We start from the raw sequence: 17,285 nt of genomic DNA, 5'->3' as shown, positions 1-17,285 counted from the left end.
CCTCAAAAATTGAATTAGAGTAATGTATAAAATATTATCTTACTAAACAAAAGTTAAAAAGTTAAAATTATTTTACCTATTAAAAATTTAAATCATTGTATTTATTGTATTTATTGATTAGTTAATTATAATTAATAAGCTAAAATATCAAATTAAATTTATGTTTTTTTAGTAATCAATAACATGTTATTAATTTTATATTATAAATAAAAATCTTCGACCAGAATTGTTCCAATCGAAGATTAATAGTTAGGATGTTAAAATTTGGTTGGTTACTTGCTCGAGATTTTTATGTCTACTGAATCCTTTGAGCTTGTTCTAACCCAGACAATGAGATCTACACCATTTAAGGAATCCTTATACCCAAAGCGGGCATCCTTGTCATTTAGCGGTTTTCCATTAACCGTAAGAGACGTCACGTCACGTTGGTCCCAATTTTCAACTACGAAAGCGGGGTTTACAACAGGGGAGGACTCAGTACCCGCTAATGTTATGTCTAAATATTCGACCTGTTTGTTTAGTGCTATGATGTAGGCTTTTTCTTCTGGTTTGTAATATGCTTTTGAAGTATTGTTGCCTAAACTAATTTTAGCCGGATTTGACCAACTTTTGTTTAAGTTTACAACAGACTCTATGTTATCATTAGTCATGCCACAAAGCATAATCTTGCTCATAGAACGGTCTGTTGTTTTGTAAGCATTCCAGAAATAATGTGATAAAGAGGCATGGGAGCCACGGTCTGCTACCATAGCGTATCTTCCATCTGTAGGTCTTGGTGCCACCGGCCAGTGGTTCCACCAAGGGAATACACTAATATGCCTTCTTTGTTCCCCTGCATATAAATCCATGCTCTGGGGTTGGCCACCATCAATGCCTCCTGCGATATCTTGGGGTCTTAATGATGAGAAAGGCTTGTATTTTGCTTTAGTATTTACGATTTGGTTAGTTATGTTTTTGGGATATTCTGGCCATAGTTTGGGAGCATTATGTTCCCAAGAATAGGTAGTGCTTTCTCCATCAATGTTAGATACTGTTAAAGCACCATACTCTAAAACACTTTCTGGTCTTTGCTCAGGTTCCATTACAACCATACTTTCCTGCCACTCATGAGCTGCATTAGGAGCATTGCTTAGTAATACATCTTCACGTACGGCACTCATATCTGGGTAAATAGTATAGGTTTCGTTAGTCCAGTCTCCCCATCCAGTTTGCGGGTCTTCAAAAGCAAAGTTACCAACCACATCTACCAAGCCATAGCGCCATTGTACCACAACCCTTGCCGGTGAACTTTCAACAATTTTCACACTGGAGTATTTTGTCTTTTTGTCAGACATAGGTTCACAGCTACCATGAGCATTCCATCCCTCATTAAAACCATTGTTAAAGAAAATGCCATTTTCACTAACCCAGCTTGGGATATAACTGGTACCTCTCCAAAATACAAATTTACAGTCAGATTCATCAAATTGTACTACCACGTCGGCATGTTTATCTACAGCCCATGGCGCATCCCAAGATGGGTAATATTTTAAAGTAGTATTTACTGCTCTGAAGATACCTGGAGATTTTGGGCCCGAAGGGAATTTTCTTTTTGGTAAAGCAGGTGTGCTAAGTGACTTTGATTCTTTTTGGTACACAGAGGCGATTGATTTTGCATCCAGAGCTACATCATACAATTCTAATTCATCTAAAATGGCATCTAGATAGGTCAGGGATTTTTCCGTTCCCTCTGGTCGGATGGTACCCGTTGGCCTTTGTGTTTCTCTACTTTTCCCTATTAATTTAGGTACCTCTTCATGGTGGCGAACGATAGAGAAGGTTCCTTTAAAAGTTTTGTGGGCAACTTGCTTTCCATTTAGGTAAAGAACCATTCCTTTTTCTGGTGAATAGGTGGCTACTACATGGGTCCATTTATTAAGTTCAATTTTTTCATCACTCAAGAGCGCTTCTGTTTTTCCTTCGTAGGTGCCCAGCATTAAAACAGGTCTTCCCCAATCATCTAGCTCTAAACTGTAACCTTGATGAGCGCCATCTGAAATGGGTCTTCTGTGGCTGTAAATTGGACAGAAATTCTTTGGGTAGGCCCCAAGGCCACCCAAGATTTTATGGTAAACGCCTTTAATTGGTCTCTTGCAAAATCATCTATTCCTTCATCAAATTCTTCTTCAATGACTATATGGGACGTGTAGCCATCCAGTAAAATGGCATTTCCCTTTACGCCTGGCACACTCTTGTAATATTTTCCGTTTAAACTGTGTTCTTTGCCACTAGCTTCTTTAACATAGGCAAAAACTTCTTTTGGGACATAGGTTTCCCCTCGTTCTAAATTAGCTTTTTGACGTTCTACTTTAATATCGTCAAAATTAAAATGCTGTATTGGTTCTTGGGCCTTCATGTACGTACCCGTTAAAAGGAGTAATAAGCTCCAAATCAGTTCTTTTTTCATTTTAGTTGTCATTTTTATTGTTCTTATTTAAATTATTTGCGAATCTACTTTCAAAAAAATGCATGCTTAAAAAGTTTTGTTTTGACATTCTTGCTTTTAATCCTTATGACTTGTATAAGTTTCCCGTCAAATGCTTTTACATTTCTAAAACATAGAAGAGATTCAATTTCGTTTGGATACAAATAGTAACCTCCATTATGCCCAGACAAATCCTGGTCTAAATTTCACAACCCTTAATCTTTTATTTTTGGTTTGCCAAAGAATATATAGCGCTCATTAAAAGAGATTGGGATTAAATATGTTTTTAGGGTTCGCTTTTCTAATAAAAGTTGTTTTTGATTGCTTTTTGTCAATATTATTTTGTGTGGTTGTATATACTTATTAACAGTGTAAAAGTAAGTATTTGTTTTGAATAATTACTTCAATATCCAGAATAAAAATGTCAACCAGCTTTAGGTGCTAATTGGAAGATTGAAAACCATTAAGCATATTGAACATATTGTCCAATTCCAATACTAATAGGAGTGTTATTCAGGTATATTTTGTTTATAAATAATGACATGGGAATAACTACTAACTAATACTTCTCCTAGTATATCCATGCCACGGCTATTGCCAAAATAATTTTTGATGATTAGATGAGTTTTTTGTTATTGTAACAGTGTTTTATAAGCTTCAAGGCTTGGTTCCTCAGATTTTTTTAAACAAATCTTACTTACTAATGTTTAAAAAGTAAATTAATATACCTATATTTGCGAGATGTTCAATAAATAACTAACTAAATTAAGATTATGGAAAAAAACAATAAGAAAATGATTTGGATGGCTCTTGTCATATCTTTCCTTTTCGGTTTTTCATCCTGTGAAAATCCTCTTGAGGTTGAGTTTCCGGATGTGCTAATTGTTAATCAACCGCCAAGAGTGTCGGAGATTGGTGATAAACTTTTAAAGGAAATTAGCTTGCCAAAAGAATTTGATTTGGCTGTTAATGTTAATGATCAGGAAAATGATATTTTAACATTTACGGCAACATCAAGGGATGTCAATGTTGTCGAAGCTGGTATAAGTGGCTCTACTTTAGTTTTGCAATCAGTTGGAATTGGGACAACAGTAGTGGATGTGGTTGTTGTGGATTCTGCAGGGAACGAGGTGGCAACAGCTGTTAATGTTGAGGTTGAGCCAGGCGTTGACATAGATTTTGTGTTAGACATTAATTTTGATGTTCCTGACGGTGAATTTGCGACTCAGACGACTGGTGTTTTTGATAACGTAGAGTTTATCTTTTCTGGTGACCCTTCTAATGTGTCAATTATTTCAGGAGCTGCCGTGGTAGGTCCTGTTCTTGGGGAATGGGCAGGATTTGAAATATTTACGGTGCCTTTAAATGTAGCTGAAATCGTGGCGCAGTTTGAATTTAAATATGCTAATGTAAGTGATCCTGCCTTGGTGAACATTTTCTTTGTGGCAGGAGAGGAATTTAGTATTACCCTTGCTGATCTTGGACAGGAAATTATTTTAAACGACCCGAACTTCAACTCTGTTCAAGTAGAAGATTTACAAGTGTTGCTGGAGGATTTAGGAATTGAAGCCGATTTAGAAAATTTTGCAGGTATTGGATTTAATTCTGAAGAAGCAGGGGTTTCTTTCTCGATAGATGATTTGAAATTAGGTATCAAGGGTTAATCAAATTTACAATTAAAGAAATATAAGAAATGAAATATAAAAATAATATATGTAAAGCCCTTTGGGTTCTAGGTCTTTTTTTGGGAATTCAATCTAGTGTGATTGCTCAGGCTACAATTACGGGAACAATCTATGATGAGACGGGTCTACCACTTTCTGGTGCTACAGTAATTGAGAAATCTACTACCAATGGGGTTGCTGCCGATTTTGATGGGCGTTTTAGTATTGAGGTATCTGACTCCAATGCTTCGCTGGTGGTTAGTTTTGTTGGGTATATTGCTCAAGAAATTGATTTAGCAGGAAGAACCAATCTCGAGGTGAATATGCAACCTGATCAAAATGTGCTGGAGCAAGTGGTGGTGGTTGGTTATGGTTCTCAAAAGAAGAGTTCTCTAACGGGGGCTGTTTCTATTATTGACGTAGGAGAGACCGAAAAGATGCAGTATACCAATATTACGGATAGACTCCAAGGCAGAACGGCTGGGGTTGCCGTTACCGGCAATGGTTTGCCAGGGGATATTGGAGATATTAGGATTCGTGGTTCTATTTTTGCTGGAAATAATGACCCTTTATATGTTGTGGATGGTGTAATCCTCAACGAGGCACCAACAATCAATCCCAGTGATGTTGAAAATATACAGATATTAAAGGATGCTTCTTCTGCTGCCATTTATGGGTCGCGTGCAGCAAATGGAGTTATTGTTATCACCACAAAGCAAGGTAAGCCAGGAAGACTTAGTGTAAGTGCTAACGTGACTACAGGATTTCAACAAATAGGCACTAGATTAGATATGGCTAATGCAGAACAATGGGCTAGAATTGTAAGGTCAGCTTACGATTCTCCCTACGCAAGTGGATTGCAGTTGGCACATGCTTTTAATTTGCCTGGAATTGATACCGATTGGCAGGACGAAGTATACAAAACCGCCTTACTTCAAGATGCTAATGTGACCGTATCTGGTGGAGGAGACCGTTTTACGGCTTTAATGGGGGTAAATCATACCTACCAGGAAGGAACTGTTCCTGGACCTAAGTTTGATAGAAGCGGGATTAGAATTAATACTTCTTATGAGATTATCAAAGATCGCCTCAAAGTGGGACAAAACTTGGCTTTAAATAGAGTAAGGCTTAGCGGAGGGGCAAGTGAAGATAACGCTACGTTTTCTGGGAATGTCGTCGCTTCAGCCCTAGATGCTTTACCAGTTGTACCAGTTTTGGATCCGACCAAAATTAGTGGATATGGTCATGGGGATGTAAATAATTTAAGCTTTGTGGTTAATCCAATAGGTTTTGCTGCTCTATACAAAACAACCACAGAAACCAATAATATACTAGGTAACATCTATGCAGATTTTGAGATTATTGATGGATTGAATTACCATTTTAGTTTTGGATTGGAGCAATCATCCAGCTATGAAAAAAGCTTTAACAAAAGAAGCCAACTGCGCCGATCAACTTTAATAGGTTCAAGTTTATCGGTTAATCATAATGAGGCAAGAAATTATTATCTTGAACATCGTTTGTCATTTGAAAAAACACTCGGAAGGCATACATTTTCTTTAATGGGGGCTTATAACGATTTAGAGACAACAGATTTTTCTTCTGGAGTTGCTTATGATGAATCGCTCAACGCTTTTGAATCTGGACTTTTTGAACTTGTAGCAGCCACCCCAAATGGTGGAGGTGCTCCTGCAATTAGTAGTTCAAGAGGTACAGTGGTTACCCAATCATTACTTTCAAGATTTACTTATGACTATGATGATCGCTATTTGTTAAAAGCGTCTGTTCGTAGAGATGCTTTCTCTTCTTTTCTTGGCGACAATAGAGATGATGTATTTCCTTCTTTAGATTTAGGATGGAATGTATCCAATGAATCTTTTTTTAATATAGAGGCCATTTCCAGATTGAAATTAAGAGCTGCATATGGTGAGGTAGGATATAATGAAGCAGGTGATGGCAGCAGCCCTTATTTTGCTACCAGTACTATTGTTAGAGGGGCTGGTGGACCAAATTATAATCTTGGGCCAACAGGTGATCCAGTAACTGGTGCTACAAGATCAAACCTTTTAGCCAATCCTGATATTTCTTGGGCCAAGGTAAGAGGATATAATTTTGGTATTGACCTTGAATTATTCAATGGAAAATTGGCATTTGAAGGAAACTATTATGTTGATGATATAGAAGATGTTTTAGCTGATGTTGAGGTTCCTGGAACAGCAGGCCCAACAATAGCCACAACAGTTACATTAAATGCCGTGACTAATGAGCGTAAGGGATGGGAAGCTAACCTAACGTATAGAAAGACAGAAGGAGACTTTAAATTTCAAATAAGTGCAAATGCTTCAGGTAATGAAACACAAGTAAAAAAAGTTCCACAAGGATTTACAGGCATTGTAAGTAATTCTATAACCAGTGTAGGGCAGCCAAGAGCAAGACTCTTTGTTTTAGATTATCAAGGGTTGTACACACAACAAGAAATTGATAATTTACCCTCAGGTTTTCAAGTAGGAGACTTTCCTCCTATAGTTGGAGACGCAAAATATAGAGATGTTAATGGAGATAATAGAATTGATGCTCAAGATAGGGTAGCAGTGGGTAATACCTTGCCCAGGGTGCAGTTTGGCTTTAACTTTTCTGCTACCTATAAGAACTTGGATTTCACCGCATTTTTATCTGGTTTAGCGGGCAGAGATGTACTCAATTTGCCTCTTTTGGGCTTACATTCTGATATATCATCTAATTATCCAGCAAATTATGATCCTTATATAAACGGTGTAGGAACTTATCCTAGACCTCAAACTTCAGCTGAACATGGTAATTATACCGCCAGTACTTTATATGTGGAAAATGGTAGTTTCGTGAAGCTAAGAAATTTGCAAATAGGATACACCATTCCATGGGATGATGTGGATAATTTAAGGGTATTTGTTTCAGGACAGAACCTATTTACTTGGACAGATTTTACAAGTCTGGAACCAGAATTTGAAGGCGATTTCTTTACAGCAGGAGAGGCAGATCTGGGCTATCCAGTTGTAAGATCTATTTCTTTAGGGTTAAATGTTTCTTTATAAAAAGATTAAAGATGAAAAATAAGATGAAAAATATATTTAAAAGAAAATTAAAAAGTATTTGTTTGCTTTCCTTGTTATTGGGTTTGGTTGGCTGCTCCGAGTTAGACCAAATCAATCCAAATGAATTGTCTGAATCTGCTTTCTGGCAAACTGAACAAGATTTGGAACAAGGAATAATTGCAGCATATGATGTTTTGCAATTCTGGGAAACATATGGACAGAATTTCCATATATTATATTCAGGACTTTCTGATGAGGGAACTAATGAGCATCCCTTTGAGTTTAACGCATTGGTAAGGTTTACACTATCAGACAGCGATGAATTTGGAGGCCCGCACTGGGTGAATAACTATGCTTTAATAAGTAGGGCTTACCAGGTATTGGAGAATGAACCCAGATTTGGTAAACCAGAGATTGCTGGACAGGCAGAATTTTTAATTGCATTAGGATATTTTAACTTGGTTGGGTTGTTTGGAGAAAATGTAGCATACGTTGATAGAGTGCAACAACCATCTGATAGACCGAGTTCTGCAGAAAACGGGCAGATTTACGCTTTGATGGAAAGTATGCTGCTATCAGCTATACAAAAGCTCCCCCTAAGTTGGCCAGAAAACCAATATGGAAAAGTAACCAAAGGAGCTGCACAAGCGCTTTTAGCTAAGACCTATTTTCAACAACAACGATATGCCGAAGCAGAACCTTTGCTAAAAGCTATCATAGATTCAAATCAATACAGCCTATTACCTGTATTTAATGATAATTTTAGAGAAACGGGGGCGGTTAATCCGGAAGCATTGTTTGTTGTAAACTTTATTGAAAATGGACCAACTAATGAAACGGATTCACATAGACGTCATCAAGTTTTTAGTCCTTCGGAAGGTGGCGGAGCTTTTGGAGATATACAGTGTTCTAATATGATACTTAACGCCTTTCAAAGAGAGGAAACAGCTGCGGGAAGTAAGGACTCAAGAATGGATTACACCATTATATATCCTGGTTCCTCGCTTACATACTATGGACTTTCAGGTCAGGTCTGGGCTGATGGAGCTCCAAATCAGGATTTGGTCACAGGGTTTTACAAATACTCTGAGCAAGAGAATGTAGAGAATAATGTTGACCCAGTTTCAGGTAGTCAAACATTTATGGCTATTCTTGCCGATGGGGGTACGGATTATGTTGTTATTAGGTATGCCGATATTCTTTTAATGTATGCGGAAGCTTTAAATGCAGCAGGAAATACGGCACAAGCAGTGCAATATGTTGATCAGGTAAGAGCTAGGTCAGGAAGACCTATGGTAGCAACTGCATATCCGGCCTTTACTGGAAGTCAAAGTGCTTTTAGAGACCGTATAGAGCAAGAACGTATTTTGGAATTATCGGGAGAAAACTGGAGATTTTTTGACCTAAAGCGATATGGTAAATACAATAACGCACAGCAGGTTGAGGATGAGAATTTCGCATCTTTTACTGATGGTCAAGATGAAGTAGCTCCAATTCCTCAAAGAGAATTGGACTTGAATGCTAACCTATTGCCCAATCAAGCAAATTAATCGAGTTAGTCAAAATTGTTAAGGAGTAAATCTATTTTAGTCTTAACAAAAATAGCGTGAATATTTCATTAGTTTTTAGTTTAGTTTGTTAACACCATACCTAGGAAACATTTGTCTATTCTCTGGTATGGTGTTTTTAAATCAGTAAAAGTAATAATTACGAATTCATTAATGTAGCTGTTAAAAATTATTCAAAAATGAATAAGCAACATATAATTTGCTTAATACTGGCTGTCAGTATTTGCTGCTGCAAATCAAACGTTGGCAAAGTTGATTTAGTGGAGCTATTTGAGCTATCTCCACAGAACGGTTTCCTGAGTAGGGAACCAGCCTCCAAGTGGGAGGAATCTGCTATTAGTGGTAATGGTACTGTAGGTATGTTAATTCCGGGCCACGTGCACAAGGATAGAATTGTACTCAGTCATGAGAAATTGTTTATGCCCGAATACGAGCCTTTAAAAGCGCCCAATTTAAGTAGCCGGTTAGATGAAATCAGAACTTTGATATTTAATGGTAAGGAAAAGGAAGCTTCGATGATTGCTGTTGAAGAAGGCAAACAAATAGGAATTGAAGACGAGTTTGTATGGACGAACCCTCATATTCCTGCATGTCAGTTGGAGTTTCAAGCGATACAACCCATTAAAAATGACCAATACGCTCGTACGGTAAATTATGAAACTGGAGAAGTCACCGTAAATTATGGTACCGAAAAGGATATTATTTCACGAAAAGCATTCGTTTCTAGAAAGGATAATGTTGCCGTATTTCAAATTACGAGCCCTACCGGAGGTAAACTCAATTATAGGTTCTTGCTTAATCAGCTTCCACAGTTGGAAGCAGAAGAAGATGAAGAAGTTTTTGATCCAACAGATTATACTAATTTAAATATTTCGGCTGAGAAGAATTATTTGTCTTACCAAACGACCTTTAAAAAAGAATGGCAGGGATCTTTAAAGTCCTATACTGTTCTTACGAAGATTATAAATAAAAAAGGTTCAATACGATTAAGGGATAATGCATTAGAAGTCATAGACGCCGATGAAATTTTAGTGCTCTCTACCATAAAATTGAGTTACGATAAATCAGAAGGTAATCAAATAGAAACTTTGAAGAATGAGCTCGATGTTTTAGAGCCGTCGTACGATAAACTGTTGGCACCACACGCAAAGATTCATGGTGAAATGTTTAACAGGTTTAGTTTTGAGTTAGGAGAGAATGAGAGCACAAGTTTAACATCAAATGAATTGTTGGCTTCATCTAGTTTTGAAAACACCAATAAAGATTTAATAGTTCAATCTGTTAAAGCTGGACGCTATAATGTTATAAGCAGTACTGGGGCTACCCCACCCTCGCTACAAGGTATTTGGGGAGGCACATGGAGACCGGCATGGTCTGGTGATTTTACACTAAATGGTAATGTGCCCTCCGCGATTGCTTTGGGACTCAATACGAACTATCAGGAATTAACTGACGCATATTTAAACATGCTTGATAGTATGATGGATGATTTTAAATATAATGCCAGTGCTATGTATGGGTTGGAGGGTATTTATGTGCCCTCACGAGTAAGTGAGTTTGGAAGTGCCTATCACTTTGCGGAATTTTTCCCCCATTTATATTGGTACGCCGGTACGGCCTGGGCTGCCCATTTTCATTATGATAGATGGTTATATACAATGGATGAACAATACCTTAAGGAAAGAGCACTGCCATTTATGTTAGAAGCATACGACTTTTTAAGTCAAATTTTATATAAGACAAGAAAAGGGGAATATATGTTTATTCCATCTTACTCTCCAGAAGTAGGGCCTCTTGGTAAGCACCCTGTGGCAATTAACGCAACTATGGATGTTGCCGCTATGAAACAGTTGTTAAGAAATTTGATTGCTCTTGCAAAGCAAGGCTATATTGCAGAAGAGCGCATTTCTGAATATGAAAATATATTGAAATCATTACCAGAATATGCCATTGATAAAAAAGGTGAACTAAAAGAGTGGATTTGGGATAGTTATGAAAATAATAATGATCACAGACATGTATCGCATTTATACCCGCTTTATGACGGTGTTGACCCTGATTTTAAGAATAATGAAAGATTATTGGAGGCTGCGAGAAAAGCTATAGAAGCTAGAATGTTTTCCAGAAGGGAAAATGATGGTGGTATTATGGCTTTTGGCTTAGTTCAATTGGGAATGGCTTCCGCACATCTCAAAAATGCAGTATTGGCAGAAGAATGTGTTAATTGGCTAGTAAACTCTTACTGGACTACAGCATTTGTGTCTTATCATGACCCTCAGGAGATATTCAATATGGATATAAGTGGCGGTCTACCAGCAGTAGTTTCTTATATGCTACTTCAATCCACATTAGATGGAATAGAATTGTTACCGGCATTACCTAAAAACTGGCCTAATGGAAAAGTAAAAGGTTTACCTGCAAGGGGAGGCTTTGTAGTAGATATGGAATGGAAAGATGGCAAACCGTCTAAGGTTTTGATAACTTCAAAAAGCGGACGAGCTACTAAGATTAAATTTAGAGATCAAGTAATTCCAATTCAAGTTAAAAAAGGAAGGACTCAAGAAGTAAATTTTATCTAGGAGACTTAAAATAGGGGTTTGCATTCCCAAGTAATAATTAAAAACTGAAGAAAAAATTAAAGTGCCTTAATAGCTCTAGGTTAGATGAATATTAAAATAATTATAAGGTGTAACTTTTGAAATTGGGTCGCATAGACTGTTAAAACCTTTAGAAAAAAATGGTCACTTGGATAATTATCTTCTCTTGCTGGTTTAAATATTTTATAAAACAAAAAAAATGAATAATAAATATACACGTGTAATAGGTCTGTTTTTACTTATATTTTCTAATTATTTATGGGCACAGCAATTTAAAAAATCTTTGAGCAAAGTATCCTTGGAAGATGGCGATACATTCGTTTTTATTGGTAATAGCATTACGCATCAATGTGCTTACACCCAATATGTAGAAGACTATTTTTACACTAGATACCCAAATAAAAAACTTAATCTGATTAATGCGGGAGTATCTGGCGATTTTGCCCAACACGTGCTTACTAGGTTAGATGAAGATGTATTAAAACATAAGCCAAAATATGTAAGTATTTTAATTGGAATGAACGATGGTCAATATGTTAAATGGGAGCATCCTATTTTCAATGCTTACAAGAGGGATATGACTACATTGACCAATAAGCTGGATAAGGCCAATGTTAAGACCATTCTCCTGACACCAACAATATATGACACACAGCAAGGTTTGATTGGAGAAAATTGGGTGGATGAAGAGGATGTAAAAGATTTACATTATGATGCCGTACTGGCATATTTTGGAGCATGGTGTGCGGAGGTTGCAACTTTAAAGGGCTATGGTTACGCCGATTTTCATGGAGATTTAACACATTATACACGCGTAGCTCGCAAGGATAGTCCAGATTTCACCTTTGTTCCTGATGCCGTACATCCTGAAAGTGATGGGCAACTTATAATGGCACTTTCCTTTTTAAAGGGGATAGAAGCTAATTCCTTGGTTTCAAAAATTGTCATTGATAAAAGAGACGATACTTGGATATATTCAGCAGATAATGGATTAATAAGTAATTCTACAGAGAAGAACATATCATTCAATTTTAAGGCAAATTCATTGCCATGGGTAGTGCCTAATGATGCCCAAATGGCCTTCAAGCTAACACAAGCAGGTACTAAAATGGGGAAAGAGCTAGTACAAATTGTTGGTTTGGAATATGGTGATTACGAGTTGCTGATAGATGGAACTGTAGTTGGCACTTATTCGCATTTAGAATTTGCTCAAGGTGTAGAACTACAAAGTAATGAGAAGACGCCTCAATATCAACAGGCTTTGAGGGTGGCAGAAATTAACAAAGCACGTAATGAGGAGCTTATAGTAATGATAAGGGATGAATGGTTACTGCGTAAGACCTTAGAAGTAGGATGGGATGAAGATGAGGATGAAGATTTAGAGGATAATGAAGATTACCAACGTTATTTAAAATTTAAAACAATGGGTCTGGAAAAATACTTAGAGAAAGAATTCTACAAGGTAGTTGAAGAGCTTGAGAGCAAATCCAAAGAAATGGTCCATTTAATTTATAATAATAATCAGCCCAAAATGCACCGTTACGAAGTAAGATAAACGGTAATCAGAAATTATGGTGGAGAAGCATATAACTATTTAATATTTAGGCACTTGTATTATTTAGGATATGACATTGGGAGTTCATCAATAAAGGTTGCTACCGTAGAGGCTTTAAGCGGGAAAAAAATAATCACCTTACAAGAGCCTAATGAAGAAATGGAAATAGTATCGCCTCATAGTAATTGGGCGGAACAAGATCCGGAAGTTTGGTGGAAGCACATTTGTATAGTTACAAAACGTGCAATTCATGGGGCAAATATAGATGCCTCTAAGATTCAGGCTATTGGTATTTCTTATCAAATGCATGGTTTGGTAATTGTGGATAAAGAAGGAAAACCGATTAGAAATGCTATTCTATGGTGTGACAGTCGGGCCGTGGAAATTGGAAACAAAGCATTTAATGAGATAGGAACTGCCAAATGCATGGAGCATTTAATGAATTCACCTGGTAATTTTACGGCTTCTAAACTAAAGTGGGTACGAGACAATGAACCAGAACTTTATGAGAGAATTTATAAGTACATGCTTCCAGGGGATTACATCGCCCATAAGCTAACCGAAGAAATAGTTACAACGAAGAACGGACTTTCGGAAGGTATTCTTTGGGACTATAAAAACAATAACTCGGCTGATTGGTTATTGGAGTATTATGGGATTGATAATGGCCTAACCCCTGAAATAGTCAATAACTTCTCCAATCAAGGAACTGTTTCAGATAGCGCAGCAAAAGAAACAGGGTTGCCAAAAGGAATCCCTGTGACTTATCGGTCTGGAGATCAGCCTAATAATGCCTTGTCATTAAATATTTTCAATCACGGAGAGGTGGCCGCAACTGGAGGTACTTCAGGAGTCATTTATGCTGTTATTGAAAGCCTTAACTCTAAGGAGACTGAGCGTATCAATCAGTTTGCCCATGTTAACTACACCGAAGAAAAACCTTCTATAGGGAAGTTGCTCTGTATTAATGGCGCGGGGATAATGTATAGATGGTTGCGAAATCATGGCATTGATAATTCCTACGAAAATATGAATCGCAAGGCATCTAAAATCGATGTTGGATCAAACGGTGTTTCCGTGATTCCGTTTGGAAATGGAGCTGAAAGGATGTTTAATAACCGAACAATCGGAACGCATTTCTGTAATTTAAATTTAAATAAGCACAGTCATGGTCATTTGTATCGTGCAGCACTTGAAGGAATCGCTTTTTCGTTTGTTTATGGGGAGATATTAAAAAACGACCATGATGCAATTAACGTCATTAGAGCTGGTAACGATAATCTTTTTCGCTCAGAAATATTTTCAAATACAGTAGCAACCCTTATTGGACATGAGATTGAAATATATAATACCACAGGAGCAATTGGAGCAGCAAGAGCTGCTGGATTAATTAATGGTAATTTTATAGAGTTTGGTGAGAACATTATAAAAAATGATCACGTAACAACCTATATGCCATTAAAGAATATAGAATCATATGCCCATGCATATGAACACTGGAAAATAAATTTAGAACGACTTTTAAACTATTAAGAATGATTTTATTAGGAGAAAAAGAATACTACAGGGGCATTGGAGAAATTAGATACGAAGGGCAAAACTCAGACAACCCATTAGCCTATAAATGGTATGATTCAGATAAAGTAGTAGCTGGAAAGACCATGCGAGAACATTTTAAATTTGCCATAGCCTATTGGCATACGTTTTGTGGCGTTGGAGCCGATCCGTTTGGGCCAGGGACTCAAAATTTTGAATGGGATCAATCATCAGACCCTATTCAGGCAGCAAAGCATAAGGCTGATGCTGCATTCGAGTTTATTTCAAAAATGGGCTTCGATTATTTCTGTTTTCATGATTTCGATTTAATTCAAGAGGGAGCAACCTTTACAGAATCAGAAAAACGATTAGATATCATTACTGATTATATAAAAGGAAAACAGGCAGATAGCGGTGTTAAATTATTATGGGGAACGGCAAACTGTTTTTCAAACCCACGATATATGAATGGTGCAGCGACTAACCCTGATTTTAATGTGTTAGCTAGAGCAGGTGGACAAATAAAGTTAGCCTTAGATGCTACAATCAAATTAGGTGGAGAGAACTATGTATTTTGGGGAGGCCGAGAAGGTTACATGTCTTTATTAAATACAGATATGGGTAGGGAGCTAGACCATATGGCACAGTTTCTTACAATTTGCCGAGATTATGCCAGAGGACAAGGGTTTAAAGGAACTTTCTTTATTGAACCTAAGCCTATGGAACCAATGAAGCATCAATACGATTTTGATTCAGCTACTACCATAGGTTTTTTAAAAAAATATGGATTAGATTATGACTTTAAATTAAATATTGAGGTAAATCATGCTACTCTGGCTCAGCATACGATGCAACATGAATTGGCCGTTGCAGCCAAAGCTGGAATGCTAGGAAGTATAGATGCCAATCGAGGCGATTACCAAAATGGTTGGGACACCGATCAATTTCCAAATAACATTCAAGAAACTACCGAGGCTATGTTAGTATTCTTAAATGCAGGTGGTTTACAAGGAGGCGGTATTAATTTCGATGCTAAAATAAGAAGAAATTCTACCGATAAGGAGGATGTTTTCATGCACATATTGGAGGTGCTGACACCTTTGCAAGAGCCTTATTAATAGCAGATCGAATTATCACATCATCACCTTATAAAAAACTTAGAAGAGAACGCTATAGTTCATTCGATACAGGCAAAGGTAAAGATTTTGAAACAGGGAAATTGAATTTGAAAGCACTATACAAAATAGCCAAAGAAAATGGTGAACTACAACTAAAAAGTGGTAAACAAGAATTATTTGAAAATATAATTAATCAGTATATATAAACTAACCAAGCGAAAATAAGCATTATGGGAAAGTCAACCAATTCAAAGTACTTGATCAAACTCACATTAGTCGCAACACTTGGAGGGTTATTATTTGGGTATGATACAGGCGTAATTTCAGGTACAGTAGGGTCATTGGAAAGCTTTTTTGTAAACCCAAAAGGATTATCAGAAGGTTCAGCAAATGCTTTTAAAGGTTTCTTAGTGGCAAGTGCTTTAATAGGTTGTATTATTGGAGGTGTTTCTGGCGGACTTGTAAGCAAAACATTAGGTAGGAAAAAGGGGCTAATTTTAGCTGCTATTTTATTTTTAGTTTCTGCTCTCGGTTCAGCAATGCCAGAAATGTTTATTGCACCTATTGGTGAGTTAGATCATACCTTTTCAACGATTTTTATTATTTATAGAATTATAGGCGGTATTGGCGTTGGTTTAGCATCGATGCTATCACCACTTTATATAGCAGAAATTGCACCTGCCAAGAGCAGAGGCAAGTTAGTGTCCTTTAATCAATTAGCTATTGTTGGAGGTTTTATGGTGGTGTATTTTGTTAACTATTTTATTTCAAGAGGCGGAGGTTCAGATGCTTGGTTAAATGAAATAGGTTGGAGATGGATGTTTGCGTCAGAAATTATTCCAGCAGGATTATTTTTGGCCTTTTTATTTTTTGTACCAGACACACCACGTTCTTTAATGCTAAAAAATAAACCAGAAGAAGCATTAGATGTACTTATAAAAGTAAATGGAGAGGTAGAAGGAAAAAAGATTTTATCAGAAATTAAAGGTTCTGTAATTGAAACTTCAGGAAAGTTATTGTCCTATGGTTGGGGTATCATACTCATAGGTATCGCATTGTCTGTTTTTCAGCAATTCGTTGGAATAAACGTCGTATTGTATTACGCACCAGAAATCTTTAAATCTATAGACCCAAATACAGATGGTGCATTGTTGTTAACCATTATTGTAGGAATCGTAAACTTCCTATTTACTATTATAGCTATAAAAACTGTCGATAAGCGTGGTAGAAAACCTCTGATGCTAATAGGAGCTTTAGGGATGGCAGTTGCCATGTTAGCACTTGGGTTTGTGTTTTTCTCTGGAGCTACGGGATATTTAGCTTTAGGATGCATGATGCTATACGTAGCAAGTTTCGCCTTGAGTTGGGGGCCAGTTACATGGGTGTTACTTTCAGAAATTTTTCCAAACAAAATTAGGGGCAAGGCTATGGCAGTAGCAGTAGCTGCACAATGGATTTCTAATTATTTAGTGTCTTTAACATTCCCGATGATGAATGATAATACACAATTAACAGAACAATTTAACCATGGTTTTGCGTATTGGGTATATGGTATCATGTCAATATTGGCTATGTGGTTTGTTTGGAAATTTGTTCCAGAAACGAAAGGAAAAACTTTGGAAGCAATGGAAGCTCTTTGGAAAAACAAATAGCGGATTCTTTGTTGAAATTATATTCTAGGTAGATGAAATTAATAAATAAAACAAAAAGAT

The 17,285-nt window shown here is 36.9% G+C and carries 9 protein-coding genes and 1 pseudogene; 8 read left to right on the top strand and 2 right to left on the bottom strand.

Annotation, left to right across the window (positions count from 1 at the left end):
• Positions 1-272 precede the first annotated feature (272 nt).
• Together LV704_RS19700 and LV704_RS19695 are read right to left on the bottom strand one after the other, a co-directional pair.
• The gene (locus tag LV704_RS19700) at positions 273-2,099 is read right to left on the bottom strand and encodes a LamG domain-containing protein (protein ID WP_233782097.1); all 1,827 of its coding nucleotides are present in this window, start codon (positions 2,097-2,099) and stop codon (positions 273-275) included.
• Positions 2,006-2,446, bottom strand: a complete 441-nt coding sequence (locus LV704_RS19695; protein ID WP_233782096.1) for a hypothetical protein — start codon at positions 2,444-2,446, stop codon at positions 2,006-2,008. Before LV704_RS19695 ends, LV704_RS19700 begins: the two co-directional genes overlap by 94 nt.
• A gap of 791 nt (positions 2,447-3,237) precedes the next feature.
• On the opposite strand from LV704_RS19695, the gene LV704_RS19690 reads away from it, so the two are divergent.
• From LV704_RS19690 to xylE, 8 genes and pseudogenes are all read left to right on the top strand, one after another.
• Positions 3,238-4,128: a hypothetical protein gene (locus LV704_RS19690; protein ID WP_163421979.1), complete on the top strand. Its 891-nt coding sequence runs from the start codon at positions 3,238-3,240 to the stop codon at positions 4,126-4,128.
• 29 nt (positions 4,129-4,157) lie between these two features.
• The gene (locus LV704_RS19685; RefSeq protein ID WP_163421980.1) at positions 4,158-7,199 is read left to right on the top strand and encodes a TonB-dependent receptor; all 3,042 of its coding nucleotides are present in this window, start codon (positions 4,158-4,160) and stop codon (positions 7,197-7,199) included.
• An 11-nt stretch (positions 7,200-7,210) separates the two neighbouring features.
• Positions 7,211-8,749, top strand: a complete 1,539-nt coding sequence (locus LV704_RS19680) for a RagB/SusD family nutrient uptake outer membrane protein (RefSeq protein ID WP_233782095.1) — start codon at positions 7,211-7,213, stop codon at positions 8,747-8,749.
• A gap of 197 nt (positions 8,750-8,946) precedes the next feature.
• A complete protein-coding gene (locus LV704_RS19675) occupies positions 8,947-11,346 on the top strand; it encodes a glycoside hydrolase N-terminal domain-containing protein (RefSeq protein WP_163421982.1) in 2,400 nt (799 codons plus the stop codon).
• A 217-nt stretch (positions 11,347-11,563) separates the two neighbouring features.
• Positions 11,564-12,919 carry an SGNH/GDSL hydrolase family protein gene (locus LV704_RS19670; protein WP_163421983.1) on the top strand — a complete coding sequence of 452 codons (1,356 nt, stop codon included), beginning with the start codon at positions 11,564-11,566 and terminating at the stop codon, positions 12,917-12,919.
• A gap of 54 nt (positions 12,920-12,973) precedes the next feature.
• Positions 12,974-14,452: a xylulokinase gene (locus LV704_RS19665; protein WP_163421984.1), complete on the top strand. Its 1,479-nt coding sequence runs from the start codon at positions 12,974-12,976 to the stop codon at positions 14,450-14,452.
• Positions 14,453-14,454: 2 nt separating this feature from the next.
• Positions 14,455-15,779, top strand: a pseudogene (gene xylA / locus LV704_RS19660) (xylose isomerase).
• 24 nt (positions 15,780-15,803) lie between these two features.
• Entirely contained in the window at positions 15,804-17,225 is a 1,422-nt protein-coding gene (xylE, locus tag LV704_RS19655; protein ID WP_163421985.1) for a D-xylose transporter XylE, read from the top strand.
• Positions 17,226-17,285 lie beyond the last annotated feature (60 nt).

Origin of the sequence: Flagellimonas sp. CMM7 (genome assembly GCF_021390195.1) — a bacterium.
GTDB lineage: Bacteria > Bacteroidota > Bacteroidia > Flavobacteriales > Flavobacteriaceae > Flagellimonas.
This window is presented reverse-complemented; position numbering and strand designations above follow the sequence as displayed.